This window comes from Arachnia sp. (assembly GCF_057238465.1).
Genome location: NZ_DBHHFZ010000013.1, coordinates 22,696 through 46,944 on the forward strand (window position 1 = coordinate 22,696; position 24,249 = coordinate 46,944).

The 24,249-nt window shown below is 65.1% G+C and carries 18 protein-coding genes, 1 tRNA gene and 1 CRISPR repeat array (1 of these 20 only partly in view); of the genes, 10 read left to right on the forward strand and 9 right to left on the reverse strand.

The window, feature by feature from the left end; genetic code table 11:
• Nucleotides 1-76 precede the first annotated feature (76 nt).
• The 3 genes from ACO6D6_RS12895 to ACO6D6_RS12905 are packed head-to-tail and all read left to right on the forward strand — an operon-like array spanning nucleotide 77 to nucleotide 2,065.
• Nucleotides 77-253 (forward strand): hypothetical protein, encoded by a 177-nt coding sequence (locus tag ACO6D6_RS12895; RefSeq protein ID WP_484785649.1) that lies wholly within the window; start codon nucleotides 77-79, stop codon nucleotides 251-253.
• Nucleotides 246-971, forward strand: coding sequence for an ATP-binding cassette domain-containing protein (locus ACO6D6_RS12900; RefSeq protein ID WP_484785650.1), 726 nt, complete (start codon nucleotides 246-248; stop codon nucleotides 969-971). The genes ACO6D6_RS12895 and ACO6D6_RS12900 overlap by 8 nt, the downstream gene beginning before the upstream one ends.
• Complete coding sequence (locus ACO6D6_RS12905; RefSeq protein ID WP_484785651.1) at nucleotides 968-2,065, forward strand: hypothetical protein; 1,098 nt, start codon at nucleotides 968-970, stop codon at nucleotides 2,063-2,065. The genes ACO6D6_RS12900 and ACO6D6_RS12905 overlap by 4 nt, the downstream gene beginning before the upstream one ends.
• 142 nt (nucleotides 2,066-2,207) lie before the next feature.
• Here ACO6D6_RS12905 and ACO6D6_RS12910 read toward each other — a convergent pair whose 3' ends face one another.
• The 4 genes from ACO6D6_RS12910 to ACO6D6_RS12925 form a co-directional block, all read right to left on the reverse strand.
• Nucleotides 2,208-2,951: a PIG-L family deacetylase gene (locus tag ACO6D6_RS12910; RefSeq protein ID WP_484785652.1), complete on the reverse strand. Its 744-nt coding sequence runs from the start codon at nucleotides 2,949-2,951 to the stop codon at nucleotides 2,208-2,210.
• Complete coding sequence (locus ACO6D6_RS12915) at nucleotides 2,948-4,159, reverse strand: glycosyltransferase (RefSeq protein ID WP_484785653.1); 1,212 nt, start codon at nucleotides 4,157-4,159, stop codon at nucleotides 2,948-2,950. The genes ACO6D6_RS12910 and ACO6D6_RS12915 overlap by 4 nt, the downstream gene beginning before the upstream one ends.
• 46 nt (nucleotides 4,160-4,205) lie before the next feature.
• Nucleotides 4,206-4,352, reverse strand: coding sequence for a hypothetical protein (locus tag ACO6D6_RS12920; protein ID WP_484785654.1), 147 nt, complete (start codon nucleotides 4,350-4,352; stop codon nucleotides 4,206-4,208).
• Between the two features lie 159 nt (nucleotides 4,353-4,511).
• Nucleotides 4,512-5,342: a flagellar basal body-associated protein FliL gene (locus tag ACO6D6_RS12925; protein ID WP_484785655.1), complete on the reverse strand. Its 831-nt coding sequence runs from the start codon at nucleotides 5,340-5,342 to the stop codon at nucleotides 4,512-4,514.
• Between the two features lie 271 nt (nucleotides 5,343-5,613).
• Between ACO6D6_RS12925 and ACO6D6_RS12930 the strand changes: the two genes are divergently transcribed.
• Nucleotides 5,614-5,696, forward strand: a tRNA-Leu gene (locus ACO6D6_RS12930).
• A 423-nt stretch (nucleotides 5,697-6,119) separates the two neighbouring features.
• Here ACO6D6_RS12930 and ACO6D6_RS12935 read toward each other — a convergent pair.
• The 5 genes from ACO6D6_RS12935 to ACO6D6_RS12955 all read right to left on the reverse strand — a co-directional run bounded on the left by ACO6D6_RS12935 (nucleotide 6,120) and on the right by ACO6D6_RS12955 (nucleotide 13,276).
• On the reverse strand, nucleotides 6,120-7,637 hold the full coding sequence (locus tag ACO6D6_RS12935; protein WP_484785656.1) for a potassium/proton antiporter: 1,518 nt from the start codon (nucleotides 7,635-7,637) through the stop codon (nucleotides 6,120-6,122).
• Between the two features lie 218 nt (nucleotides 7,638-7,855).
• Complete coding sequence (locus ACO6D6_RS12940; protein ID WP_484785657.1) at nucleotides 7,856-9,850, reverse strand: ABC transporter ATP-binding protein; 1,995 nt, start codon at nucleotides 9,848-9,850, stop codon at nucleotides 7,856-7,858.
• Nucleotides 9,847-11,592, reverse strand: coding sequence for an ABC transporter ATP-binding protein (locus ACO6D6_RS12945; RefSeq protein WP_484785658.1), 1,746 nt, complete (start codon nucleotides 11,590-11,592; stop codon nucleotides 9,847-9,849). Before ACO6D6_RS12945 ends, ACO6D6_RS12940 begins: the two co-directional genes overlap by 4 nt.
• Nucleotides 11,589-12,212, reverse strand: a complete 624-nt coding sequence (locus tag ACO6D6_RS12950; protein ID WP_484785659.1) for a TetR/AcrR family transcriptional regulator — start codon at nucleotides 12,210-12,212, stop codon at nucleotides 11,589-11,591. The genes ACO6D6_RS12945 and ACO6D6_RS12950 overlap by 4 nt, the downstream gene beginning before the upstream one ends.
• 227 nt (nucleotides 12,213-12,439) lie before the next feature.
• On the reverse strand, nucleotides 12,440-13,276 hold the full coding sequence (locus ACO6D6_RS12955) for a DUF3800 domain-containing protein (protein ID WP_484785660.1): 837 nt from the start codon (nucleotides 13,274-13,276) through the stop codon (nucleotides 12,440-12,442).
• Between the two features lie 465 nt (nucleotides 13,277-13,741).
• On the opposite strand from ACO6D6_RS12955, the gene cas3g reads away from it, so the two are divergent.
• From cas3g to cas2, 6 genes are read left to right on the forward strand one after another with little or no spacing between them, the layout of a single operon-like run.
• Complete coding sequence (gene cas3g, locus ACO6D6_RS12960; protein ID WP_484785661.1) at nucleotides 13,742-16,249, forward strand: type I-G CRISPR-associated helicase/endonuclease Cas3g; 2,508 nt, start codon at nucleotides 13,742-13,744, stop codon at nucleotides 16,247-16,249.
• The gene (gene cas8g1 / locus ACO6D6_RS12965; RefSeq protein WP_484785662.1) at nucleotides 16,246-18,441 is read left to right on the forward strand and encodes a type I-G CRISPR-associated protein Cas8g1/Csx17; all 2,196 of its coding nucleotides are present in this window, start codon (nucleotides 16,246-16,248) and stop codon (nucleotides 18,439-18,441) included. The genes cas3g and cas8g1 overlap by 4 nt, the downstream gene beginning before the upstream one ends.
• A complete protein-coding gene (gene cas7g, locus ACO6D6_RS12970; protein ID WP_484785663.1) occupies nucleotides 18,438-19,376 on the forward strand; it encodes a type I-G CRISPR-associated RAMP protein Csb1/Cas7g in 939 nt (312 codons plus the stop codon). Before cas8g1 ends, cas7g begins: the two co-directional genes overlap by 4 nt.
• Nucleotides 19,377-19,378: 2 nt before the next feature.
• Nucleotides 19,379-20,851, forward strand: coding sequence for a type I-G CRISPR-associated protein Csb2 (gene csb2 / locus ACO6D6_RS12975; RefSeq protein ID WP_484785664.1), 1,473 nt, complete (start codon nucleotides 19,379-19,381; stop codon nucleotides 20,849-20,851).
• 2 nt (nucleotides 20,852-20,853) lie between these two features.
• A complete protein-coding gene (cas4g/cas1g, locus tag ACO6D6_RS12980; protein ID WP_484785665.1) occupies nucleotides 20,854-22,518 on the forward strand; it encodes a CRISPR-associated endonuclease Cas4g/Cas1g in 1,665 nt (554 codons plus the stop codon).
• A gap of 3 nt (nucleotides 22,519-22,521) precedes the next feature.
• Nucleotides 22,522-22,806 carry a CRISPR-associated endonuclease Cas2 gene (gene cas2 / locus ACO6D6_RS12985; RefSeq protein ID WP_484785666.1) on the forward strand — a complete coding sequence of 95 codons (285 nt, stop codon included), beginning with the start codon at nucleotides 22,522-22,524 and terminating at the stop codon, nucleotides 22,804-22,806.
• Between the two features lie 172 nt (nucleotides 22,807-22,978).
• Nucleotides 22,979-24,249: direct repeats of the CRISPR family, unit length 36 nt; unit sequence ATTGTTCCGGCCTTCTAGGCCGGACTCCATTGAGAC (it continues 5,669 nt past the right edge of the window).

Sequence of the window (24,249 nt, forward strand, 5' to 3'; positions counted from 1 at the left end):
CACATCCGCGATGGGTGGTGTGCGACGGGATCTGCTATTTCCCCCCGGAATCCCGGGGATGGGGAGCAGTGATGCCATGAACCGTCACATCGTGATTGGCGCCTTGGCGGCGTTGTTGTTCGTGACCGGAGCCGTTCTGTCACTCATTCGAGGTGAAACCCTGATGGTCGCCGTGCTCGGGCTGGGCGCTCTCGCCTTCATCGTCCGCACGGTGCTCGCCGTGCGAAGTTCGTCGCGGAAGAAAGATGACTGATCGGCCACGGCATGCAGCAGAATCCCTGCTCACCGTGCGGGGGCTGACCGCGTGGTACAAGGCGGACTCCCCAGTGCTGAACATCGGGGAACTCGACGTCGGCCAGCACTCCGTGGTCGGGTTGCTGGGAACCAACGGCGCCGGCAAGACCACCCTGATCAACACGCTCGTGGGGGTTCACGAGTACGCCAGCCTCCAACACATGACCTGGCGCTCCCGCGCCACGCAGCCACGCGACAGGGCATTCCAGCTCGGACGCTACGTCGTGTTCACCGAGAGCAGCGGTTTCGCGTACTGGTCTCTGGATCCCTACCTGCGTTTCACATCCCGCGTCTTTGGCCGCTCGCCGGACCCGTCGCGCGTGGACGACCTGGTGGCGGGGTTCGGGTTCGAGCCGTTTTGTCGCAAGACCATCGGAAGTCTGTCGACGGGAAACAGGAAGAAGGCCTTCCTCATCGCGGGGCTGAGCCTGGGGCTGCCCCTGCTCATCCTGGACGAACCCGTGGACGGGCTGGATTTCGAGGGCACCGAGTTTCTCTACGAGCGCATCAACGCCTACCGCGACACCGGATCGGTGTTGATGAGCTCCCACGTCGCAGAGAGCTTCACCCGGTGCTGCGACCACCTGTACGTGCTCGACGGGGGTGACCTCAGCCGCCCCCACCCGCTGGATCCCGCAACCGACATCCGCGCCCTGCTCAAGGAACGTCACAGATGACCCTGGTCCTGCTTCGCGCCTTCACCACATATCGCCGCGTCGTTGTGGATGTGCTGATCTGGGGCCTGGCCTGGTTGCTGGCCCCGACGGTGGAACTCCGGATCCCGCCGACGATGTACGTCGTGGGTGTGGCCGCCGCGTCGCTGGTGTCGTCGGGTCTGCTGGTGAACGCGGTCTTCCGGGTGGATGCCATGCGGGACTACGCCCAGCTGCCGCCCCGCCCGGCCCGGGTGAACCTGGCGTTCGCATCCGCCGCGTGGATGCTTCTCACAGCCGAGATCGTGGTGCCCGCCGCCCTGTTCGGTCTGCGACTGGGGCAACTCGCCGCGCCGGACGTCGGCGCGATGCTCGTGGTGGCGGCCTGCGGTCCCCTGTCGGTGATGGCCGCGCTGGCCTCGGCCGGCACCCGGCCGCGATGGGCCGGGCCGCTGCTGGTGGTGGCCCTCTACGGGTTGGCGGTGTGGGCCTGCACGGTGGTTCCGCCGTGGCTGGTGGCCGCGGTGCTGTCGGTCGCGTTGGCGGCCGGGCTGGTTGTCCTCCCCGCCACTGGCCTGCTGCCCACCCGCGGTTCCGCCGCGATGCGGGGACGGGCGGGAACCAACTATTTCCTGCGCACCTCGCTGGCGGATCGCGTCGTGTGGATCAACGCGGTGGGGCTGTTCGCCTTGGCGACGGTGTTCACCGTGACCGTCTGGGAGCAGGGCCTCCGGTTCCCGCTGGCGCTGGCGCTGATCGCCGTCAACAGCCCCCTGACCACCATGATCTCCGGCGACCCCGATCTGGCGAGACAGCTGACAATGCTGGGGTGGCCCGCGCTGGCCTGGCGCCATTACGCGGCGGCCGTCGCTGTTTTCCTGGGAACGTTCAACGCCGGGGTCGGCGTGGTGTACTGGCTGCTGGGTGCCCGCGACCTGCCGCTGATCGCCGGGCTGGTGGTCGTCGTCACGGCGCTGGAGGCCCTCGCCGTCCCCGCGTTGGAGCGTCACGCCCCGCTTCGGGGGCTCCGCACCCGACGCCACGCCTGGCGGCACCCCCGCAAATACCTGCTGCCCGCCGCCCTGCTGCTGGCCTTCGCGTGGGTCCAACTGGGCTGAGGACGGCGGGTGGCGGATTTTCGCCAACCGGGAGGAAGAACCCGGTTGTGCAGCACTCAACCGCGAAAATCGCTCCCGGAGGGGTGAAAATCGGGTTGAGTGCTGCGCAACCGCGATTCCCCGGCGGAACCACTCAACCGGTTCAGGCGAGCGAGTCCACCAGCCCAGCGGCTGGTGGGGTTTCGGGGGCGGGAAGCAGCCCGACGGAGGTCGTCACCGCCTCCGACTGGCCACCGGAGTGGGTGAGGGTGCCGTCGCCGTGGGCGGTGAGCTGGGAGGCGTGGTGTCGCAGGGCCTCCTCCACCGTGGGTTGCAGTTCGCGCAGGTCGAACCAGCGGACCTCGTCGCCCGGGCCGTGGACGACGGCCGCGAAACCCTTCCCGGTGCGCTGCGCGGCGGCCAGGGAAGCGTGGTGGATGCGGACGTGGTCGGGATGCCCGTAGCCGCCATCGGTGTGGTACGAGACCACCAGGTCGGCGTCCACCGCCCGGATCCAGGACGCGACATCCGCCACGACGTCGTCGAGGTCTGCCGCGCACAGCGAATCCGGTTCCGCGTCCTCCGCGGGCCCCGCGAGGCCCTCACGGATCCAGCGCATTCCCGAGTCGCGGTAGCGGCGTCCCGAACCGGCGGGCGGATCCCCCAGGAAACCGTGCCGGGAAACCCCCAGCACCCTCAGCGCCCCGGCCAACTCACCCTCCCGGTGGGTTTCCAGGGCTGGGGTTCCGGCCAGGTGCGACAGCGGCCCCGGCACCACCTCGCCGCGTTCCCCGCGGGTCGCGGTGAGCAGGCTCACCTCATGTCCCGAGGCCACCAGCCAGGCGATCAGCGCGCCCGTGGCGAGGGTTTCGTCGTCGGGATGGGCGTGGATGAAGGTGATTCTCACAGGATCCTCCGGTACTGCTGCAGGGTGTTCTCCGCAGCGCGCTCCCAGGTCATCGCCAGCGCCCGCTGCCTCCCGGTGGTGCCCATCAGATCGCGACGTGGTTTGTCGGTGAGCAGTGCCCCGAGGGCCTCGGCCCACATGCGGGGGTCGTGGGTGGGAATCAGCAGGCCGGTGTGGGTGTTGCAGATGGCCTCGGTCAGGCCTCCCGACGCGGCGGCCAGGACGGGCACCCCCGAGGCCGAGGCCTCCAGGGCGATCAACCCGAAGGTCTCGGAGTGCGACGGCACCAGCATCACGGAGGCGTGCCGCACGATGCGGGCCAGCGACTCGCGGTCCTGGCCGGCCAGGAAGTGCACCTGCCCGCGCAACCCGAGGTCGTCGACGAGGGTGTGCAGCTCGGCCTCGTAGTCCGCGAAATCCGCCGAGGTCTCACCGACCACCGCCAGGTCCGGGCGGATGGCCTCGGGCAGGCAGGCCATGGTGCGGATGGCGACGTCGGGGGCCTTGAGGGGTTGCAGCCGCGCGGCGAACACGACATAGCCGGGCCGGACACCGGGCGGCGCCCAGGGGTGGGTGGCGGGATGGAACAGGTCGATGTTGACACCGGGACGCACGATCCGCACCCGTTCCGGATCGGCCCCGCAGCGACCGATGACCACGGCCGCCTCGTGCCGGGAGACGCACAGCACCAGATCGGACTGCTCCGCACACATCACCTCGCCGTCGACCCGGGCGGGCGACTCGGGCGGTTCCCCGTCGCGCAGCGGCGAGTTCGGGTGGGCGGCCACCGAGTGGAAGGTCATCACGTGGGGCACCCCCCAGGAGCGGGCGACGGGCAGCGCCGCCACCCCCGACATCCAGTGGTGGGAATGGATCAGGTCGTGGGGTTCCAGGGCCTCCATGGCCTCCCGGAACTCGTCGATGTGCTGGTCGATCTCGCTTTTCGGCAGTGGGGTCGGCGGGCCCGCGGGGAGACGCCGCAGCGTCACCGACGGGGCCACGTCCTCCTGTTCCGGCTGGTCGGGGTCGGTGCGGCGGGTCAGGAAGTCCACCCGCACGCCGAGCCTTCCCAGCGCCCGGGCCAGTGCGGCGATGAGCACGTTCATGCCACCCGCGTCCGCGGTGCCGGCGCGTTCCAGAGGGGAGGTGTGCATGGTGACGAAGGCGACACGAAGTCCGGCCCCCGGCTGGGTGGATTGATGGTCCACGGTGTTTTCCTCCATCTCCTCCGGAAATTACTTCCCGACGATGATGCTACTGCGCGAGACACCGGTCGCGGCCGGAAAACCGGTGCTCGCGGGGTGGTTGCCGGGAAAGGCGGTTCCGGGCCTCCAGGAAGGCCTTGGGGTTCTCGGCCACTTCGGACAGTGGGGTGGTCATCATCGTGATGACCACCGTCATGTCGGGTTTGCAGCCGGCGCATCTGGGTCTAGGCAGCGGTTGCCGCAGTTCAGATCCCCGAAGACCGGGGCGTTGGTCATTTCTTGCCTCTTGGCCTCACGGCGAGGGCTGCCGGGATCAACTCGTTCGGGGTCTTCCCGTAGCCCTGGCCGCGTGCAACTACTTCCAGGCGTCGAGGAAACGATCAGAGACTTCCGCCACTTTGGAGGTCGGCTCGTCGATCATGAGCGTCGCCAAGGTGCCGGAATAGACCTCGGTCAAGCACATGGAGGAGTCGTCTTCGTTCTTGCCGCAGGTCCATTTCCCGATGGTCTCGATGTCATGGAGATCGGTGGAGTTCTCCGCGACGGTCTCGCCCGCTCCGTAGGCCGCCACGAAAAAGTCCCCGTCCGAGTTCGTGTAGGTGCTCGCCAGGTCTTTTTTCTTGTCGAAGGTGAAGTCGTCGAATGATTTGGGCATCTCGGGTGCGGCGCCGGAAGACTTGGATGGTTCCCGGGTGGTGGGTTCGGTGGTCTTCCTCGTGGGCTCGGTGCTCTTCTTCGTGGGTTCGGGTGATGGTTTCTCTGAGTTCTGGGTTGCTTGTGTGGTGGTCTGTGTGCTGGTGGAGGGGGTGGCGTTCGGTTGGTTGTCCCGGCCGAGGAGCCACCAGGCCCCGAACCCAGTGATGGCCACGAGGACGGCAACGAGCGCGACGATCAGGACCGTGTTGCTTTTCCTCGGTGGCTGCGGGGGCATGCCCTGACCGGCGGAACCGTAGACGGGCTGATAGCCCTGTTGGCCGTATCCGGACTGCTGGTACGTGGGTTGGGAGTAGCTGGGTTGTTCCTGCTGGTACCCGGGTTGGGGCTGCTGATACCCCGGTTGGGGTTGCTGATACCCGGGCTGGGGCTGCTGGTGCCCGGGTTGTGGCTGAGGGCTGCCGAAGGCCGGCTGCTGGGGGTATCCCTGCTGCGGACGATTGTTGGGGCCGGGCCACTGGTTGTTACTCATTCATACCTCCTGGGTCAACATGGTAAGAGGTTTCTTTGACAGGGCGCGTGGCGACGGAGGGCGTCTCAGGGAACCACAAGAATCGCACGGGGTCGGACAGGCGTCCGCCGGGCGCGGGAACACCGGCCTGCGGGCTCGACGTCGCGGCAAGAGAGGTCGCTTGTCGAAGGTGACCCGGGAGGGTAGTCGTACCCGGGAGGACGCGACGAGCGGAGCCTGAGCCCCGAGTTGCGCTCCCCGCGTGCAGTCGTGCTAGAGTTCGTCCCCGGACGCGCGAGTGGCGGAATGGTAGACGCGCTGGCTTCAGGTGCCAGTGCCCGCAAGGGCGTGGAGGTTCAACTCCTCTCTCGCGCACGGATCGGTCCCCGTCTCATCAGAGGCGGGGACGATTGCTTTCGGGGCAGAAACCTGCACGAAAGAGCGGACCGTGACCAGCATCGAGGACAGCAAACCGTGCATGCCGTCGCCCTGACCGTGTCGAAACCGTGACCCCACCCGTGCACGAATCGCGTATCAGGGCGGGGGTGTCGTGTTGGGGAACTACCGCCCCTCCTCCTGGGCACGAATCGCGGGAGAAAAACGGTTCAACGTCGGGTGGCGACGTTGAACCGTCGAACCTCCGCGAGTCGTGCCCAGGAGGAGGGCGTTCATGTGCTGGCGCAACCGGGTTCAAAGAGTGATCTCGACTCAACCAGTTTCGGGGGCTCCGCCGTTGCCGATGAGAACGCCAAGGAGCAGTTCAAAGAGCGATCCCGACTCAACCAGTTTCGGGGGTCCTCAGTCGCCGTCGAGCAGTCGACGGCGATTCCGGCCCGAAGCCACCCAGCGCGCCAGCGGGCCGTGTTCGTTTATGAGCATCAACCGACCCTGGACGCGTTCGACCAGTCCGGATTCGACGGCCAGCAGCAGCTCGTCGCGACCCTGAAGACGCATTGTTCTGTCGGGGATGAGGATCTTCTTGTCGCGGATGATCATGGAGACCACTGCTCCGCGGGGAAGTCGCAGGTCGTTCACCCACATTCCCACCAGACGGCCCGTTTCCGGGACCTGGAACTGCACCAGCGAGGCGTTGATGCCCTCGAGCGGGGAGGAATCGAACTGCAATTCCCGGGGGGAGATCTGTTCCAGCACCCCGGCCCACGGGGCCAGTTTCGGCAGCAGCGGGCCCTGCACGAGGGTGAACGTCACCACCAGCAGGAAGATGACGTGGAACATGTGCGAGGCGCCCGGCAGGTCGTGCGTCAGCGGGATTGTCGCCAGCATGATGGGCAACGCGCCACGCATCCCCGCCCAGGAGATGAACAGCTGGGTCCTCAGCTTCTCCCGGAACGGCGTCAGGCAGGCGAATACGGAGATCGGGCGGGCGACGAACGTCAACGCCGACCCGATCACCAGCGCCGGGACGATCGCCTCCGGCAGCTGGCTGGGGGAGGCCAGCAGCCCCAGCATCACGAACAAACCGATCTGCGCCAACCAGCCCACCGACTCCGTGAAACCCTCCGTCGTCGAGTGGTGGGGGAGGGCCTGGTTGCCGAGCCACAGACCTGCGATATAGGCGGCCAGCAGCTCCGAACCGCCCGCGACCCCGGCGACGGAGTAGGCGGTCAGCGCGATCGCGAGGGTTGCGAGGGGGTACAGGCCTGCGCTCGGCAGGGAGATGCGGTGCAGGAAAGCCTGCCCCACCATCGCCACCGCCGCCCCGATGAGGGCACCCGCGGTCAACTGGAAGAGTCCGTTCGCGATCATTCCCGTCACCGACATCTGGTTCCAGGCGTCGGAGACCACGACGGTGACGATGATGATCGCGGGCGGGTCGTTGAAACCGGATTCGCCCTCCAGGGTGGTGCGCACCTTCGACTTCAGGGGCAGGCGGCGCAGGATCGCGAACACGGCGGCGGCATCCGTCGACGAAACCATTGCCGCCATCAGGATCCCGGTGCGCAGGTCCACGCCCAGCACCAACATCGCGATGGACGAGGCCACCGCCACCGAGACCAGCACCCCGACGGTCCCGAGCAGCCCGGCCCGGGAGGCCACCGGTCTGAACTCCGCCCAGCGGGTGGTGAACCCGCCGTCGAACAGCAGCAGCCCCACCAGTAGCGCGGAGATGTTGTAGGCCAGCTGGGCGTCGTCGAACCGGATCCCGAGGCCCGCCTCGCCGATCCCCAGACCGATGCCGAGGTACAGCAGCAAACCGGGCATGGAACTGCGCGACGAGATCCGCACCGCCGCGACACCCGCCAGCAGCACCCCACAGACGATCAGGACCACCATGTCCATGTCGTGATGGCTCATGGTGCATCCTTCCTCATCCTGCGGACATTATCCCGGGTTTCGCCTCGCCAAGGCCAGAGGAGATGCGGATTCCCCGCGACCTGATGACCGAGCAGGGTGAGGGTCTCCAACCCTGAACTTGGTTGAGCCAGCTCGCTGGTTCTCGCGGATCGGCTCAACCGGCTTCGAAAAACCTCCGCCACGAGATGGCTCAATCGGCTTTGGGTTGGTGCGACCTCTCAGGGGGTGGCGACCTCCTCGATGGGTGCGTTGAACTGCGACTGGTACAGGTCGTGGTAGCGACCCCTGGCCGCCAGCAGGTCGTGGTGGGTGCCCTGCTCGACGATGGCGCCGTCGTCCATGACGAGGATCAGGTCGGCGTCGCGGATGGTGGACAGGCGGTGGGCGATCACGAAAGACGTGCGACCACTGCGCAGCGCCGCCATCGCCTTTTGCAGCAGCAGTTCGGTGCGGGTGTCGACCGACGAGGTGGCCTCGTCGAGGATCAGCAGTTCCGGTTCCGACAGGAACGCCCGCGCGATGGTGATGAGCTGTTTCTCACCCGCGGAGACGTTGTTGCCCTCCTCGTCGATGACGGTGTCGTAGCCGTCGGGCAGGGAGTGGACGAAACGATCCACGAACGCCGCCTTCGCCGCGGCCAGGATCTCCTCCTGCGTGGCGCCCTCCTTGCCGTAGGCGATGTTGTCGCGGATGGTGCCGCCGAACAGCCACGTGTCCTGCAACACCATGCCCATGTTGTTGCGCAACGCCCCACGGTCCACCGTCGCGATGTCCGTCCCGTCTAGGAGGATGCGACCGGAGTTCAGGTCGTAGAAACGCATCAGCAGGTTCACCAGCGTGGTCTTGCCCGCGCCGGTGGGCCCGACGATCGCGACCGTCTGGCCGGGTTTCGCCTCCAGGTTGAGGTGTTCGATGAGGGGACGATCCGGGTTGTAGGAGAAGGTGACGTCCTCGAAGACGACGTGCCCGCCCTCGGCGGTCAGGTCGCGGTCCGGCTCCGGCGACATCTCATCGGCGTCGAGCAGCTCGAAGACCCGTTCCGCGGAGGCCACCCCCGACTGCAGCAGGTTCATCATGGACGCGAGCTGCGTCAGTGGCTGCGTGAACTGGCGCGAGTACTGGATGAATGCCTGCACGTCGCCGATGTTCATCTGCCCCGTGGCCACCTGGAGGCCACCGAAGACCGCGACGATGACGTAGTTGAGGTTGCCGACCAGGAACATCACGGGCATGAGGATCCCGGATAGGAACTGCGCCCCGAACGACGACCTGAACAGTTCCTCGTTGCGGGTGTGGAAGGTGTCCTCCACCTCCGACTTGCGGCCGAACACCTTCACCAGGGAATGGCCGGTATAGGCCTCCTCGATCTCCGAGTTCAGCTCGCCCGTGGACTTCCACATGTCGGCGAATCGTTTCTGGGAGCGGCGCATGATCAACGGCACGATCAGCATCGACAGCGGGATCGAGACCAGCGTGACCAGCGCCAGCGGCCACGAGATCCACATCATGATGATCACCACCCCGACCACCGTCAGCAGCGAGTTGATGAGCTGCGGCAGGGTCTGCATCAGGGTCTGGGAGATGTTGTCGATGTCGTTGGTGACGCGGGAGAGCAGCTCGCCGCGCGGCTGCCCGTCGAAGTACGACAGGGGCAGGCGCTGCAGCTTGGCCTCCACGTCGCTGCGCATCCGCCGCACCGACTTCTGGGCCGCGCCGATCAGCAGCCAGTTCGAGACGTAGGTGGCGACGGCGGAGACGACGTAGAGCAGCAGCACCAGAGCCAGCACCGACCCGATGGCGCCGAAGTCGATGCCCTGGCCGGGTGTGAAGTCGACGCGTTGCAGCATCTCGACGAGGGTGTCGTTCCCGCCGCCGCGGACAGCTTCGATGGCCTGTTCCTTCGTGACCCCCGCGGGCATGTTCTTGCCGACGATCCCGGCCAGCAGCAGGTCGGTGGCCGCCCCCAGGATTTTCGGGCCGAGGGTGGACATCACGACGGCGCTGACGGACAGCACCAGCGCGACCGCCACCGCGATCCGATGCGGTTTCATGATCCCGAGCAGGCGTCTCAGCGACGGCAGGAAGGCGACCGCGGTCTCCCCGGAGCCGCTGGGTCCGCCGGGCCCGAAGCTGATCTTCCCCGGGCCGTGTGCGGGACGTTTGTTGGCCGCGGGTTTGGTGGCGGCCCCGGTGTTTCCGGTGGTGGTGCTCATGCCTGGGCCTCCTCGGCGCTCAGCTGGCTGTCGACGATCTCCTGATAGGTGGCGTTGCTCGCCAGCAGTTCATCGTGGGTGCCGCGACCCACGATGCGGCCGTGCTCCAGCACGAGGATCTCGTCGGCGCCCCGGATGGTGGCGACGCGCTGGGCGACGATCAGAGTGGCGCGGTCCGCCGTCGCCGGGGCCAGGGCGGCCCGCAGCCGGGCGTCGGTGGCGACGTCGAGGGCGGAGAAGGAATCGTCGAAGACGTAGACGGCGGGTTCCTTCACCAGCGCCCGCGCGATGGACAGGCGCTGTCGCTGCCCGCCCGAGACGTTCGTGCCGCCCTGCGAGATGTGGGCGGCGAGACCGCCGTCGAGTTTCTCGACGAAATCGGCGGCCTGGGCGATCCGCAACGCCTCCCACATCTGTTCCGGTGTGGCGTCGGGGCGCCCGTAGAGCAGGTTGGAGGCCACCGTCCCGGAGAACAGATAGGGCTTCTGCGGCACCAGCCCGATCCGCGACCACAGGGCGTCGGGGTCGAGGTGGCGCACGTCGACGCCGTCCACCAGCACCTCGCCGCCGCTGACGTCGTACAGGCGGGGGATCAGGTTCACCAGGGTGGACTTGCCCGATCCCGTCGACCCGATGATCGCGGTGGTGCGGCCCGGGGCCAGGGTGAACGACACGTTCGCCAGCACCGGATCCTCCGCACCCGGGTAGGTGAAGGTGACGTCACGGAATTCGACGACACCCGTCAGCTCCTGCGGGGAGACCGGGTCGGTGGGGGGAGCCACCGTGGGTTCGGTGTCCAGCACCTCCAGGATGCGGTCCGCGGACACCGCGGAACGCGGCGCCAGGAACAGCAGCATCGTCGACATCATCACCGAGATGAGGATCTGGATCAGGTAGTTCAGGAAGGCGGTCATCTGGCCGATCTGGATGTCACCGGAGTCGATGCGGAAGGCGCCGAACCAGATCACCGCCACCGATGAGATGTTCACCATGAACATGGCGATCGGGAACAGCAGCACCATCCAGCGGGAGGCACGCAGCGTGACGGAGTAGACATCCTCGTTGGCACCCTCGAAGCGCCTCGACTCGTGGTCCTCGCGAATGAAGGCGCGGATCACCCGGATACCGCTGATCTGTTCGCGCAGCACCCGGTTCAGGTTGTCGAGGTTGGTCTGCATCCGCTGGAACAGGGGAGAGACGAAGATCACCAGCAGCGCGATCGTCACGCCCAGCACGGCGACGCTGACCGCGATGATCCACGACAGCCCGAAGTCCTCGCGCACCGCCATGATGAAACCGCCGACCATCATGATGGGGGCGCCGACGATGATGGTCAGGGTGGTCTGGACGATCGTCTGCACCTGCAGGACGTCGTTGGTGTTGCGGGTCAGCAGCGACGAGGCCCCGAAGTCGCGCACCTCGCGGGTGGAGAACGACAGGGCGCGGTCGAAGATGGCGGCCCTGAGGTCGCGGCCCAGCGACATGGCGGTGAGGGCGCCGAACCAGGTGGCGCCGATCTGCCCCGCCGCCTGCACCAGGGAGAACAGCAGCATCAGGGCGCCGCTGCGCCAGATCAGGCCGGTGTCGCCCTTGACGACGCCGTCGTCGATGATCTGCGCGTTCAGGTTCGGCAGGTACAGCGACATGGTGGTCGCCAGCACCTGGAGAACCAGGACGGCCAGCAGTTCTCTCCAGTACGGCTTCAGATGCGTGAATATCAGCCGGTTGAGTCGTGCGATCACAGGGACTGCCTCCTGCGGGCCCCGTCGAGGGCCAGGCGGGCCAGGGAAGCGGGGCACAACTTGGCTTCGGGACACCTGCCGTGCGCGTACCCCATCGCCAGGGTGACGACGAGATGGGCGAAGTCCTTGACCGGGATGGTCAGCTCGGCCTCGTGCGGGGCCAGGCGGTCACGTATCCAGCCCGCGATGTCACGGACCCGGGCCTCCCACAGCTCCATGATCCGGAACCGGATCTCGTCCTGGTCGCCGCCCCGGTGCGGTCGGGGGATGAAACGCCCGAAGGTGGTGACGTAGTCGGCGGCGGTGGACAGACACACCTCGGTGGTCTCGTCGACGGTCGTGGTGGCGGGGGTCGCGGAGAAGATGTCGGCGAGCCGTTCGGGGGAGAGGTGGTCGGCGATGGTGGCGGCGATCAGGTCGCGGCGGGTCGGGAACACCCTGAACAGGGTTCCCTCGGCCACCTGGGCGGCCTCCGCCACCTGCCGGGTGGTCACCTCCGGGCCGTGGTCGAGGATCAGCTGGCGGGTCGCGGCAATCAGCGACGCCCTTCGTTCAGCGGGCGGAAGAGGTCGGGCACGGGTCATCACGACGCACCAGTGTATGAGTGAGTACTCACTCATTCAAGGTGGGGTAGGGCCGATGAAGCGGCGGTCTTGCTGGTCCGCGAATCACGAGGAGCGTTGCTGGGTGAAGCACATGCTCGGCAAGAACCGTGATCAAAGCGCAGCGAAGAGCATCCCGGGGATGGTTCTTGTTTGCTGCCTGAGGGCGGCGTGTTTTTGAGACTAATTTGCGGGTCGCACATCCATCTTCGAAAGCCTTGGCTGGGGCAAATGAATAGAGTTCGTTATTGTTTGCCAGTAAAAATCAGGTCTGCCGGTAGGTGGTGAATGCGATCACTCACGTGCAAGCCGCTTTGGTGGCCGTTTTCTTTGTTGGCCTGATAAATTTGGAGGGCTTTGAGGCGTTCTCCGAATCGAATTTGCAGGTCTGCATATTCCGGCGAAACATTCACATTCTCTGTATATTCTTGGCAGTAGGTCCAGCAGGCAAGCGGGAACACTAGGGCGGATGTGATCACATCCGCGAGCTGCAGTGCTACGTGAGTGTCGCTGTGCCCGAACACCGGGGCCTCCATCAGGTGGGGAAACAGGCTTCCGCCGGTGCGGTATCGGCGTGTGGTGATCTGGTGTACGTTCCCTGCGTTCTTGGATTTGGTTCTGGAGTCGAGGATCATCAGGCCGCTGGTAGAGTTTGCTGCGAGCTGGTTTTCAAAACTTCTTGCCAGGTGCGCGACTCCTTGCTGATACAGATGCTCTGGAATCAATGGGTGGCCGGATTTTTTGATCCAGATCTCGCCGAATATTCTGGAACGAGTGCGCTCCAATAATGATAGCGTCATGTCTATGAAACCGATGGCGTTGCGCTTCTTCCTGCGAGATGTGGAACGCAATTGTTTGCGGATGGTTGCGCCCTTGTGCTCGTACTGGATGAGGTCGGTCAATCGTCGAGATTTCAACTCAGGAAAATACCTCTTCTTGGCTCTGAGGAAGTTCCATATCAACCGAGTGTGTTGCGATGATGGGATCGAGATTCCGACCAGTGCGAAAACTGGCGGCTGGTCTGGCGTGGACGGGGTGTAGGTGGTGTCATCACCAGCCTCGTCGATGTAAAGGAACCTCATCCCCGTGGCTCCTTGTCAGACGAAACTCGTGACCCTCCTTGGAAGGTGGGCCACGAGTAAAGGCAACTACGTCCGTTACGGACCATAGGATTTGCGAGGCCAACGACCCCGCCCCTGCGCACGTCTGCGCAGCATCCAGTTTGCCTCGGCGCGTGTTGAGAATCAAGTGAACGTGCTGTAGGTACACGTCTTCCCTGTTCGGCAGTCGGGGTGGGTGGTGGCACCGAGGGGGACATGGCTCTCCTTTCCGTGGTCCGGGGTGGACGATGCTCTGCCAGATCTGGGTCGCAGGTACCCGCTTCTCCTTCAATGCAGCCACCCCGGACTCTTCGAGTGTACGACTTAAGAAGCGGGTAAGCAACTTCTGTTACGATCGTTCCCGTGGGGACGACCTGCCGAAAATTTTTTGGGGACTGACCGCGGTCTGGCCGTCATAGGTAGGTGGAGACAGATTGAAGGGATGCGATGATGCGGTTCTCGAACTTCACTGAGTGCTTCCGGCGGGCCACCCGCACGGAAGGCGCACCGGACGGGTGTGACCCGTACCGGTACCAGGTGCGCCTTGCCGAGGAGGGTTTCCCCGACGCGCTGCGGGCGCCGACGGGATCGGGCAAGACGGCCGTGGTCCTGGCCTATGTGTGGCGACTGCTCTTCCATCCCGATGCCTCGGTTCGGGCGGCGACCCCGCGGCGACTGGTCGTCCTCCTGCCCTCGCGCACGCTGGTGGAGCAGTACGAGGAAACGGTCCGTGGCTGGCTCGACCGGCTCGGGCTGTTGGATGCGGTCGGCGTGCACGTGTTCATGGGTGGCCGCGACATCCGGTCCTCCCAGCAGGACTGGCGCATGAACCTGCACCGCCCCAGCATCGTCATCGGCACCGTCGACATGGGGGTGTCGCGGGGACTCGCACGAGGATACGGAACCTTCCGAGCGTCCTACCCGATCGATTTCGCGCTCATCGGGAACGGCACCCTGATGGTGGTCGACGAGGTTCAGCTCGCGCCCCAGGCCACCGCCACCCTGCGTCAATTCGCGGCCTTCCAACGAGAACTCGGCACTGCGGAGCCGAGCCGGCTCATGATCATGTCGGCCACCATCGACGAACGCATCCTGGACACCGTCGACAACCCTTGGGAAGGCGCCGACGTGCTGGGGATCGACGAGTCGTCGGAGTCCCCGGAGCTGCTCCGGCGCATGTCGGCAGAACGAACAATCAGGGAATTTCCCCCGGTCGACAAACCGAAGGAGTTCGCCGCCCAGATCGTCGAACGCCACCAACCCGGGACCCTCACCCTGGTGGTGGTGAACACGGTTGACGCCGCCGTCGATGCCTACCGGGAACTCGGCAAACTGGCCCCGGAGGAGCCCAGGTTGCTGATCCACTCCCAATTCCGTGGGGTGGAACGCAAAACCCAGCTCGAAAAGCTGCAGGGGATTGCGCGTGATGGAGGAATCGTCGTCGCAACCCAGGCAATCGAGGCCGGGGTGGACATCGACGCCCGCACCCTCATCACCGAGGCCGCGCCGTGGGCGTCCGTCGTCCAACGGGCCGGGCGTTGCAACAGGGCTGCCCGATACCCGGTGGGGGAAGCGGTGGTTCACTGGCGTGAACCCGCCAAAGGGCATCCGTACGACTCGCAACAGGTTGCGTGCGCGGTCGAGGCTTTGAGGCGCGCGGAAGGCATGTCGTTGACCAGCGCCCAGCTCCACCGGCTGGGCGACGACATACCGCCGGAGGATCTGGAACTGCGCATCCTGCGTCGCTGCGACTTCCGTCAGCTGTTCGATACAACCCCTGACCTAACGGGCAACGACATCGACATCAGCTGCTACATCCGTCCTGACAAGGACCTCGACGTTCAGCTGGCCTGGATACCGAACGGTTCCATCACACCCCGGGGAGAGCTGACGACCGAGATCCCCGGCCAGCCGCTTCGCTGTGGCGTTTCGATGAGCCGGGCGAAGAAACTGCTGAACCGGAAGGACATCAGGGACCGAAGGGATCAGCGGGCCTGGACCTTCTCGATCCAGGATGACCGCTGGATCCCCGTGCGAGCGGATCAGCTGCGACCCCAGCAGCTGATCTTGGTGGAGGCCGGGCTCGGCGGCTACAGCATCGAACACGGCTTCGATCCCGCAGAGAAGCACACGGTCCAGGACCACGTCGATGCGGACAACCTCTCGGATGCGACCACTCCCGAGAGCATTACCGGTTCCCAGGACGCCGGAGCCCGAGGAAACGGATGGGTCACTTTGCACCAGCACCTCGCGGACACCCGGGAACAGGCCGAGGCCCTCGCCAAGGTGCTCCGCCCGGCCGGGATCGACGCAACACACCTGCACGCCGCCGCCGTCGCCGGGGCGCTCCACGACCTCGGCAAGGCCCACCGCGACTGGGCGCGGGCGCTGCTGGAGGCGAACGCGGACACACCTCCCGATGACCCGGAACAGCTGTATGCGAAATCTCCCGGTATCGCCCCGCTCCGAGTGCGGCGTCAACCCAAAGCGAGTGGGCAGGAAACCGTTCAGTCGGAGCCGCGTTCGGGATTCCGGCACGAACTCATCTCGGTGTTCATGTTGCGTACCGACGCCGGACGGCAGGTGCTGATCGACCTGGGAGTGGAGCCCGAGCTGCATCCACTCGTGTTGTATCTGATCGCGGCGCATCACGGACACATCCGTATCACCGCCCGCGATCCCCGCTACGACGGAGTTGACGGCCTGAGTTTCCTCGGAAGCGTCGATAAAGAACCCATCAATGCCGTGACGCTGCCCGGGATCGAGCTGCCCGAATCGGTGGTCGACCACGGCATCTTCCGGAGCGGACCCGACTCCTGGACCACCAACGCCCTGGCTCTTCTGGAGCGCCTCGGACCGTTCCGTCTCGCCTATCTCGAAACCTTGGTGCGCATGGCTGACTGGCGGGCCAGCGCCAACCTCGAACTCCCCGTCGCGGAAGGAACCGAAGAATGACCACGCACGTGTTTCCCGGCCTGGGGTGTGTTCCCCTGATCAACTACCTGGCGGCGCTCGGGGTGGCCAAGGGAATCTCCGAACAGGCCGATCCCGCCGCGCGGTTCGGCTGGCGTGACGGCGTGTTCCACATGGACACCGAGGTGGAGGATATCGCCGAATTCCTCGTTCAGGATTTCGTTCCCACCCCGGTTTTCTCTCCGTGGAATGCCGGCAGCGGGTTCGGTGAGAAGGACAAGACACCCTTGGAGTACATCCGGATGTTGGAATCCTCCACCGCAACCAGGCTCGCGCCCTACCGAAACGCTCTTGCGGTGATCCGGTCGGTGTTGATCGCGAAATCGGAGAAAGGATGGACGAAGGAACGCTTCGTGCAGGAACTTCGCAACCGGCTTCCAGATGATGCCCTGCCGTGGATGGACGCCAGCGTGGTCCTCGCCGCGAAGAAGACGGAGTACCCGCCCATTCTCGGTACCGGGGGAAACGACGGCCGGCTGGATTTCAGCACGAATGTTCACCAACGCCTGAAGGATGTTCTGCCGGAACTCGGGGCGAAACCCGAACGCAGCCGGGCGTGGATGCGGGATCTGCTGTGGGGGAGGGCGACGGAGAAACTGCTCGCGGCCTCCGTGGGTCAGGGCGATCCCGTCGGGGCGGGGACCCCCGGTTCCTCCGCGTTCGGCAGCGCCGACGCCATGGTCAACCCCTGGGCTTTCATTCTCATGGTGGAAGGGGCCATGCTGTTCGCCGCCTCGGCCGCGAAAAGACTGGGGGAACAGAACTCCAGGGTGGCCATTCCCTTCACCGTCTCTTCCAGTCCGGATGGACCGATCCCGGGGTCGGCGAACGAGGAAGGCCGAGGCGAATTGTGGGCGCCTTTGCTGGAGAGCGTCACCTTGGTGGAGCTGCGTCAGGTCTTCGAGGAGGCGCGGGTTTCCTGGGACGGCGGAACCGCCAACAACGCGGTCGCCATGTATGCGGCAGTGCGTTCCTTCGGTGTGAACAGGGGAATTTCGGCTTTTCAGCGTTTCGGTTTCCTCAAACGAAACGGCTTGGCCTTTGTCGCCGTTCCGCTGGATCACGTCAAGGTGGAGGCGCGCCCGGAGGTGGTCCTGGCCAGGGAACCGCTGCGCCGTGTCCGGACGTTCCACAAGGCCAGTGGAGTGGCGTCCAAAACCGCGGCACGCCGGTTCGATGCGAGCGTGACGGCTTTCGTGCGGGAACCCGAGTGGCGGAATGGAATCGCCATGCTTCGTGCTCAGACCGAGCTGGAGTTGACGGCCCTGCGCTCCCGGAAGAATCGCGAGGAACTGGGACGTCCCTCGAAGCTGGTGCCGGCGAATGCCGTCATTCCCGTGTGTCGGGAGCTGTTCCTCAAAAGCCCCGAGGCGCGGATCGCCGCCGGGATCGCCTCTGCAACCTTCCTGCCGCCCACCGCTTCTCAGCAGGGCGGGGGAAGCGGTGGGCAGCCCATTCGTCGTCTGCTTGTTGGCGCAGATCCCAGAAACCCCAAAGATCCGATCGACCCTGAGGTGATGGTGCCCGGGCTCGGTGCCAGACCCACCGTCGACGTGTTGGCGGACCTGGTGGTGTGGCTGGCGCAGCATCCGGGGGAGGACACCCGCCTGGCCCGGGGATGGCTGCCCTTCAAACGCCACCGGTACCCGGGGTCCTGGACCGACATCCACGCCTGGGTTGGGGGACTTCTCGACGACGACCTCGTCACCCATCACCTGCTGGCCTTCCTGGCTGTCGACTGGAGCGGCAGGAATTACGCGGACATCGTGAAATCGGATGGTGAGTGCTTGTTCTTGGATCCGACCCTGGCGATTCTTCAGGCCCTCGCATCCGGGTTTGTGCGCATGCGGGGAACAGCGTCGGATGCGACGGGAGCAGCGGTGGGGCTCGAACCCGGCTGGCCTCTTCAGCTGCGCGCTGATCGTGTCGCCGAAGTGCACCGCGCCGCGAGCGGTGTGATCAGCCGAGGAACGATCAGCCTTCCTTGGACCGAGGAAACCGACATCCAGGTCCACACCCATTCCGCACGCATTTCCCAGCCCGGCCTGGGACCACGAATTCTCGCGGCCCTGGCCGCACCCTCAGGCCCGTGGGCGCTCAAGAGAAGCGCACCAGAAGCCGAGAACACCGACCCCTACGAAAACACCGACCTCTACGAAGGAGCACTGCAATGACCAGCACCGTCCTCAACCTGACCCTCCGACCCGCCGTCGGATTCCGGTTCCAGCCAACCGGGTTCCCCGATCTCGGGGCGGCCACCTACCAGGCCCATGTACCCGGCGAGGGATGGGTGCAGGCCCTCCACCTGGAATCGCCCCAGTCGATGGCGAACCGACTGGAACTGTGCACCTGGGATCCGGCGGTCAGCGATCAGGCGGAGGCGCTGCGTGGCCTGCCGTATGTGCGCGTCGTCGATGCTGAGGGTGGGTTCCTGACCAGCTCCCGTCTCGAGGCCCACAGACTGGCCAGCGCCTACCTGATGGACGCCAAGATCGACGGCAAGACCGGGCGGGTCTGGTTGGAGGACAAACTCGGGCTGGTCAAGGGCAGGCTGGTGGAACACCGCGCCCTCGCCAAGGCCATTTTCGATCTGGACCCGGTCTCCCTGATCCATGGCGTGTTCTTCGCCCAGAAACAGTGGCCATCTCAACCGAAGATCGCCCGGGCCATCACCTGTTTCATCGACGCCCTTGACGTGCGTCCCGCGGTCTCCGGCGGGGTGAAGACGGATTCGGTGAACCCCAGCAACGACGAGGGGCGGGGAGCCAAGGAGGGCTACGGCATGGTGCCGCACCAGCGGGTTGAGTACACGGCCCGTGACATCACGGCGTCCGTCGTCGTGGATCATGGGCAGATCCAGTCCTACGGTCTCGGCGAGAAATCCGAGGCGGTGTTGAACGCTCTGGTTGATTTCGAACTGGCCAGCCTGTTCCGGCAGGACGGGTTGCGGCTGCGCACCGCATGTCATCTGGTCGTGGACCAGGACTGCGAGGACCTCACCAGGATTCCCACTCTGGACGAGGCCACCGCGAAGCTGCGGCAGGCCATCGAACAGCACGGTGATCTCGCGTCGATCTCGGAACTGAAATGGACCGGCGGGGGGAAGTGACCATGCCTACCCAGGTGGCCCTGCGTTTTGTCACAGGGAAATACCACGCGAACGGGTGGGATCATGCCCTCAACGAGGGGATCAGCGAGTGGCCGCCGTCACCCTGGCGGCTGCTCCGTGCCCTGATCAGCGTCTGGCACACCCGCTGCGACGACATAGCCGAGAAGACGATCGACGACCTGCTGACCGGGCTCGCCACCGAACCTCCGGAATACCTGCTGCCGGATGCCAGGCCGTCGCAGACCCGGCACTACATGCCCAATCCGGATTTCCTTGAGGGAGTCAAGCATTCCACGTCGCTCCAGCTCGACCCTCGGCTGAACCTGGATGACGAGGCCGAGGTGCTGATCCGCTGGCCGAATCTCACCCTGCCCGCCGGACAGCGTGACGTCCTGGACCGGCTGTTGAGGAAACTGCCCTATTTGGGGCGGGCGGAATCGCGATGCGAGGCGCGGCTGTTGTCCGAGGAGCATTCCCAGCAGGAGAAAAGGTGGGTTCGTCCTTCTGAAACGGGAAACACCCAGGTGCTGGTGCCCGAGCCCGACGTGACCAGGAAGCAACTTGAGACCTCCTCCTTGGAGATGCGCAAGGCCCGTCTCCGGTACCCCAGCGGTTCCCGGTGGGTTCGGTACGAGCTGCCCGAGGAAACCTCCGCCATCCCGATCCGCAGAGAGGTGAATGATCTGCTCAGACCCACGACCGTTCGGTGGCGGCTGGAACCCGCCGCCCCCTTCCGCATTGAGGACGGCATTCTCGCTGCCCATGGACTCCGGGGACGCATCCTCGGTACCAAGAAGGAGAACACGGACCTGCGGGAGCAGGGCAGCGGGGTCGAGGTGCTGGCCGGACACCGTGACGCTCTTGGTGACGGCCCCCAGCATCGACATCCCCATTGGCTCTGGTTGCCGACGCTGGGTGCCGGTGGTGAGCCGACGGGGCAGGTGGAGGACCTGGTGTTGTGGGTGCCCGACGGGATACCCGCCGATACGCTTTCCCGGCTGGCTGGGGCGAGGTACCTGCCGCGCTGGAGCAACGCACCCAAGGGGTATCGCTCCGGGGCTGAACTGCACCTGCAGCTGATGGGACCCGTCGATACGGTGATGCACGAATACACCAGTGCCGATGCCACCACGTGGGTTTCCGTGACCCCGTTCCTGACCGACCGCTTCCCCAAGCAGAACAAACCGCGGGAGGAGTTCGCGCAGAAACTCGTGGAACGCGAACTCGGTTTCCGTCACCCCGAGGGCACGCCGCCGGTGAGGGTGAAACTGCTCGCCGACTGGGAGGACCGGGACGTGGTGAGGTTCCGTCGATACCGCTGGAACGAATCGATGGCGCAACGTCGCCGCGGAATGCTGCTGCAGCTGGACTTCGACGAACCCCTGCCGAAGGGCCTCGGGGAACGCCCGGAGCCTTTGGTGCTCGGGTCCCTCTCGCATTTCGGTTTCGGATTGTTCCGGCCGGTGGAGCGATAACCATGCCGGCGCAGGGGGAGTACTCGGCGGAACCGCAGCTGGTTCCCGCGAGGATGCTGAATGAGTTGGTGTACTGCCAGCGGCTGTTCCACCTCGAATGGGTGGACGGCCGCTGGGCTCACAACGACGACACGATCCAGGGTTCAGTGGCCCACGACGCGACGGATCGTCGTTCCGGGCGGATGCCCGCCCCCGATGAGGAGGAGAAACCGTTCACCTCTATCCAGGTGGCGTTGTCGGATCCGGACCTCGGGGTGACGGCCGTCATCGACCGGGTGGACCACGAGGACGGGTCGTCGAGTCCCGTGGACATGAAGAAGGGATCCGGCCCCAGGGACGGCGGAATGTGGCCTGCCGACCGGGTGCAGGTCCTGACCCAGGCGGTGCTGCTGCGACGTGCCGGGTATTCGGTGAACCGCGCCGAGATTTCCTATCTGGGATCGCATCACAGGGCCTCGATCGAGGTGGGGCAGGACGCGGAGACAGAGGTGCGGGAGTTGGTGGCGTTGGCACGGCAGGTGGCCGCGCAGGAACTTCCACCCCCGCCGTTGCTGAACGACCCGCGCTGTCCTCGCTGCTCGCTGGCGCCGCTGTGCATGCCCGATGAGACGAACTATCTGCTCGAACGTTCCAGTGAGCAGCCGCGTCGGATCATCGTCAGGAATCCCGACACCAGACCCGTGTACGTGAACACGCAGGGGGCGTCGGTGAAGGTTTCCGGTGGTCGACTGCTGGTGGCGGTCAAGGGCGAGACGGTGGCCGAGCGCCGCCTTCTCGATGTCTCCCAGGTTTGTGTGGTGGGGAACGTGCAGATCACCACCCAGGCGCTCAAGGCGTTGTGGCGCAGGGGTGTGGTGGTGATCTGGCTCAGCTACGGGGGTTGGCTCGACGGATGGTCGCAGGGGCCGCTGAACGGTCACGTGACGCTCAGGCGACGGCAGGTGCTGGCGAGCGTCCACGGCCTGCGGTTCGCGCAGCAGATGATCCGGGGAAAGATCCACAACCAGCGGGTGCTGTTGCGCCGCAACGCGAAGGTGTCGTTGGATGATTCGGTTTTGGATCAGCTCAAGGAACTGGAAGCGAAAACCGAATCCGCTGCGTCCTTGGAGACGCTGCTCGGGATCGAGGGCACGGCAGCGCGACTGTATTTCGGGCAGTTCCACAAGCTGCTGTCTCCCCGGCTTGAGGTCGTGGCCGAGTTCCAGGCGCACGGCAGGGCGCGACGTCCACCACCCGATCCCGTCAATGCGGTGCTCGGGTTCTGCTACAGCCTGTTGACGAAGGACCTTGTCGCGGTGCTGACCGGGGTGGGTCTGGATCCTTTCCTGGGGGTGCTGCATCAGCCCCGCTACGGCAGGCCCGCTCTTGCTCTCGACCTGGCCGAGGAGTTCCGCGCCCTCGTGGCGGAGTCTGTGGCGTTGCAGTGTTTCAACAATGGTGAAGTCAACGAGAAGAGTTTCATGAGGGGACATCTCGGGGTGGTCCTGAACGCTGATGGGAGACGTTCCGTCATCCAAGCCCATGAACGCCGTCTCGAGTCCGAGCTGAAACACCCGCTGTTCGGCTATCAGGTGTCGTACCGGAGGGTGCTGGATCTTCAGGCGCGGGTGCTGGCGGCTTCCTTCACGGGAGAGCTGGATTCCTACACCCCATTGATGACGAGGTGATCCATGGCTCGACGAAGATATCTCATCTCCTATGACATATCGGATCCCAAACGGCTGCGAGCCACCTTCAACGTCATGAAGGGCTACGGGAAGTGGCTTCAGTACTCGGTGTTCGTGTGTGATCTGAGCAAGGCGGAACTCGCGATGTGGGAACGGGACATCCGTGATGTGATAGCACTCGCCTACGATTCGGTGGTGGTGATCGATCTCGGTGCCCCGCAAGACGCGAACATCCGTATGCTTGGGGTACCGCGTAGGCTGCCCGACGAGGGGCCCGTGGTGGTGTGAGCTGCTGCGAGACCTCCAGTCATGTCGTCTCCCCCGGGGAGCGCTCGAAGGGGTTTGACTAGGTGTTTTACCCCATGACAACTCAACAGAGTGTTGTTATGGGGGTCTGCGGTGCGAAGCGCTCGCAGAAGCTGGTAAAATCCCTAGTCAAGGCAGCCTTCCTAGGCGAGCCATTGTTCCGGCCTTCTAGGCCGGACTCCATTGAGACGAGGACCGGCCCCGTACTCAGGAGGAGGCATGGGCAATTGTTCCGGCCTTCTAGGCCGGACTCCATTGAGACCTCTGGAGGAAGCCCTTGACGAGCTGGACACAGCCCTGATTGTTCCGGCCTTCTAGGCCGGACTCCATTGAGACCACGACCTCCAACTCAGCTCCGAACTCCTTGGCCACCGCATTGTTCCGGCCTTCTAGGCCGGACTCCATTGAGACCTTTGGCGGAAGGCGAAGAAGACCGTGTCCTGACGCGTATTGTTCCGGCCTTCTAGGCCGGACTCCATTGAGACTTGTGGAAACGAGCAAAGAAGACTGTGTCTTGATTGCATTGTTCCGGCCTTCTAGGCCGGACTCCATTGAGACCCAGCGGGCGCGGAGCTCGCCCTGCCGCTCCTCCTCGGATTGTTCCGGCCTTCTAGGCCGGACTCCATTGAGACGCGGAGAGGGTGCTTTCCGTCTGGCTTCAGGAATTGCAGATTGTTCCGGCCTTCTAGGCCGGACTCCATTGAGACGCGCTCTGCCGGGCATTGGAGATAGATGGCGTCCAGCATTGTTCCGGCCTTCTAGGCCGGACTCCATTGAGACGCGGCGTCCCGGTAGAGCGAGGTGGCTGGCTCCAATTGTTCCGGCCTTCTAGGCCGGACTCCATTGAGACCTGTAACCAGCATCATCGGCGTCCACTCCATCCTTGAATTGTTCCGGCCTTCTAGGCCGGACTCCATTGAGACAGTACTATCGCCCAAAGGCCTTGAAGACTCTTTCCGAATTGTTCCGGCCTTCTAGGCCGGACTCCATTGAGACGATGTGAGCGTCAAAATTCATCAAACCTGCGAATTGCGATTGTTCCGGCCTTCTAGGCCGGACTCCATTGAGACCGAGGAGTCTCGAAACGCCAGGAGCTCATTCAGCGAGATTGTTCCGGCCTTCTAGGCCGGACTCCATTGAGACAAATCTTCAACGCTCTTTCCGACGCCGAGGACATTCGATTGTTCCGGCCTTCTAGGCCGGACTCCATTGAGACTCCAAACTGACGCAGGGTCAGATAGATGCTCTGTATGAATTGTTCCGGCCTTCTAGGCCGGACTCCATTGAGACCCGAGATACCGCGCGAGTGCGGTATCGATGCTCTCCCATTGTTCCGGCCTTCTAGGCCGGACTCCATTGAGACGACCGGGCGATGGTGGACGTGCCGGAGCTCGTGCATTGTTCCGGCCTTCTAGGCCGGACTCC

Coding starts and splice junctions, on each gene's coding strand:
- ACO6D6_RS12895 (WP_484785649.1), top strand. CDS start 77: ATGAACCGTCACATCGTGATTGGCGCCTTGGCGGCGTTGTTGTTCGTG.
- ACO6D6_RS12900 (WP_484785650.1), top strand. CDS start 246: ATGACTGATCGGCCACGGCATGCAGCAGAATCCCTGCTCACCGTGCGG.
- ACO6D6_RS12905 (WP_484785651.1), top strand. CDS start 968: ATGACCCTGGTCCTGCTTCGCGCCTTCACCACATATCGCCGCGTCGTT.
- ACO6D6_RS12920 (WP_484785654.1), bottom strand. CDS start 4,352: ATGACGGTGGTCATCACGATGATGACCACCCCACTGTCCGAAGTGGCC.
- ACO6D6_RS12925 (WP_484785655.1), bottom strand. CDS start 5,342: ATGAGTAACAACCAGTGGCCCGGCCCCAACAATCGTCCGCAGCAGGGA.
- ACO6D6_RS12935 (WP_484785656.1), bottom strand. CDS start 7,637: ATGAGCCATCACGACATGGACATGGTGGTCCTGATCGTCTGTGGGGTG.
- ACO6D6_RS12940 (WP_484785657.1), bottom strand. CDS start 9,850: ATGAGCACCACCACCGGAAACACCGGGGCCGCCACCAAACCCGCGGCC.
- ACO6D6_RS12950 (WP_484785659.1), bottom strand. CDS start 12,212: ATGAGTGAGTACTCACTCATACACTGGTGCGTCGTGATGACCCGTGCC.
- ACO6D6_RS12955 (WP_484785660.1), bottom strand. CDS start 13,276: ATGAGGTTCCTTTACATCGACGAGGCTGGTGATGACACCACCTACACC.
- cas3g (WP_484785661.1), top strand. CDS start 13,742: ATGATGCGGTTCTCGAACTTCACTGAGTGCTTCCGGCGGGCCACCCGC.
- cas8g1 (WP_484785662.1), top strand. CDS start 16,246: ATGACCACGCACGTGTTTCCCGGCCTGGGGTGTGTTCCCCTGATCAAC.
- cas7g (WP_484785663.1), top strand. CDS start 18,438: ATGACCAGCACCGTCCTCAACCTGACCCTCCGACCCGCCGTCGGATTC.
- csb2 (WP_484785664.1), top strand. CDS start 19,379: ATGCCTACCCAGGTGGCCCTGCGTTTTGTCACAGGGAAATACCACGCG.
- cas4g/cas1g (WP_484785665.1), top strand. CDS start 20,854: ATGCCGGCGCAGGGGGAGTACTCGGCGGAACCGCAGCTGGTTCCCGCG.
- cas2 (WP_484785666.1), top strand. CDS start 22,522: ATGGCTCGACGAAGATATCTCATCTCCTATGACATATCGGATCCCAAA.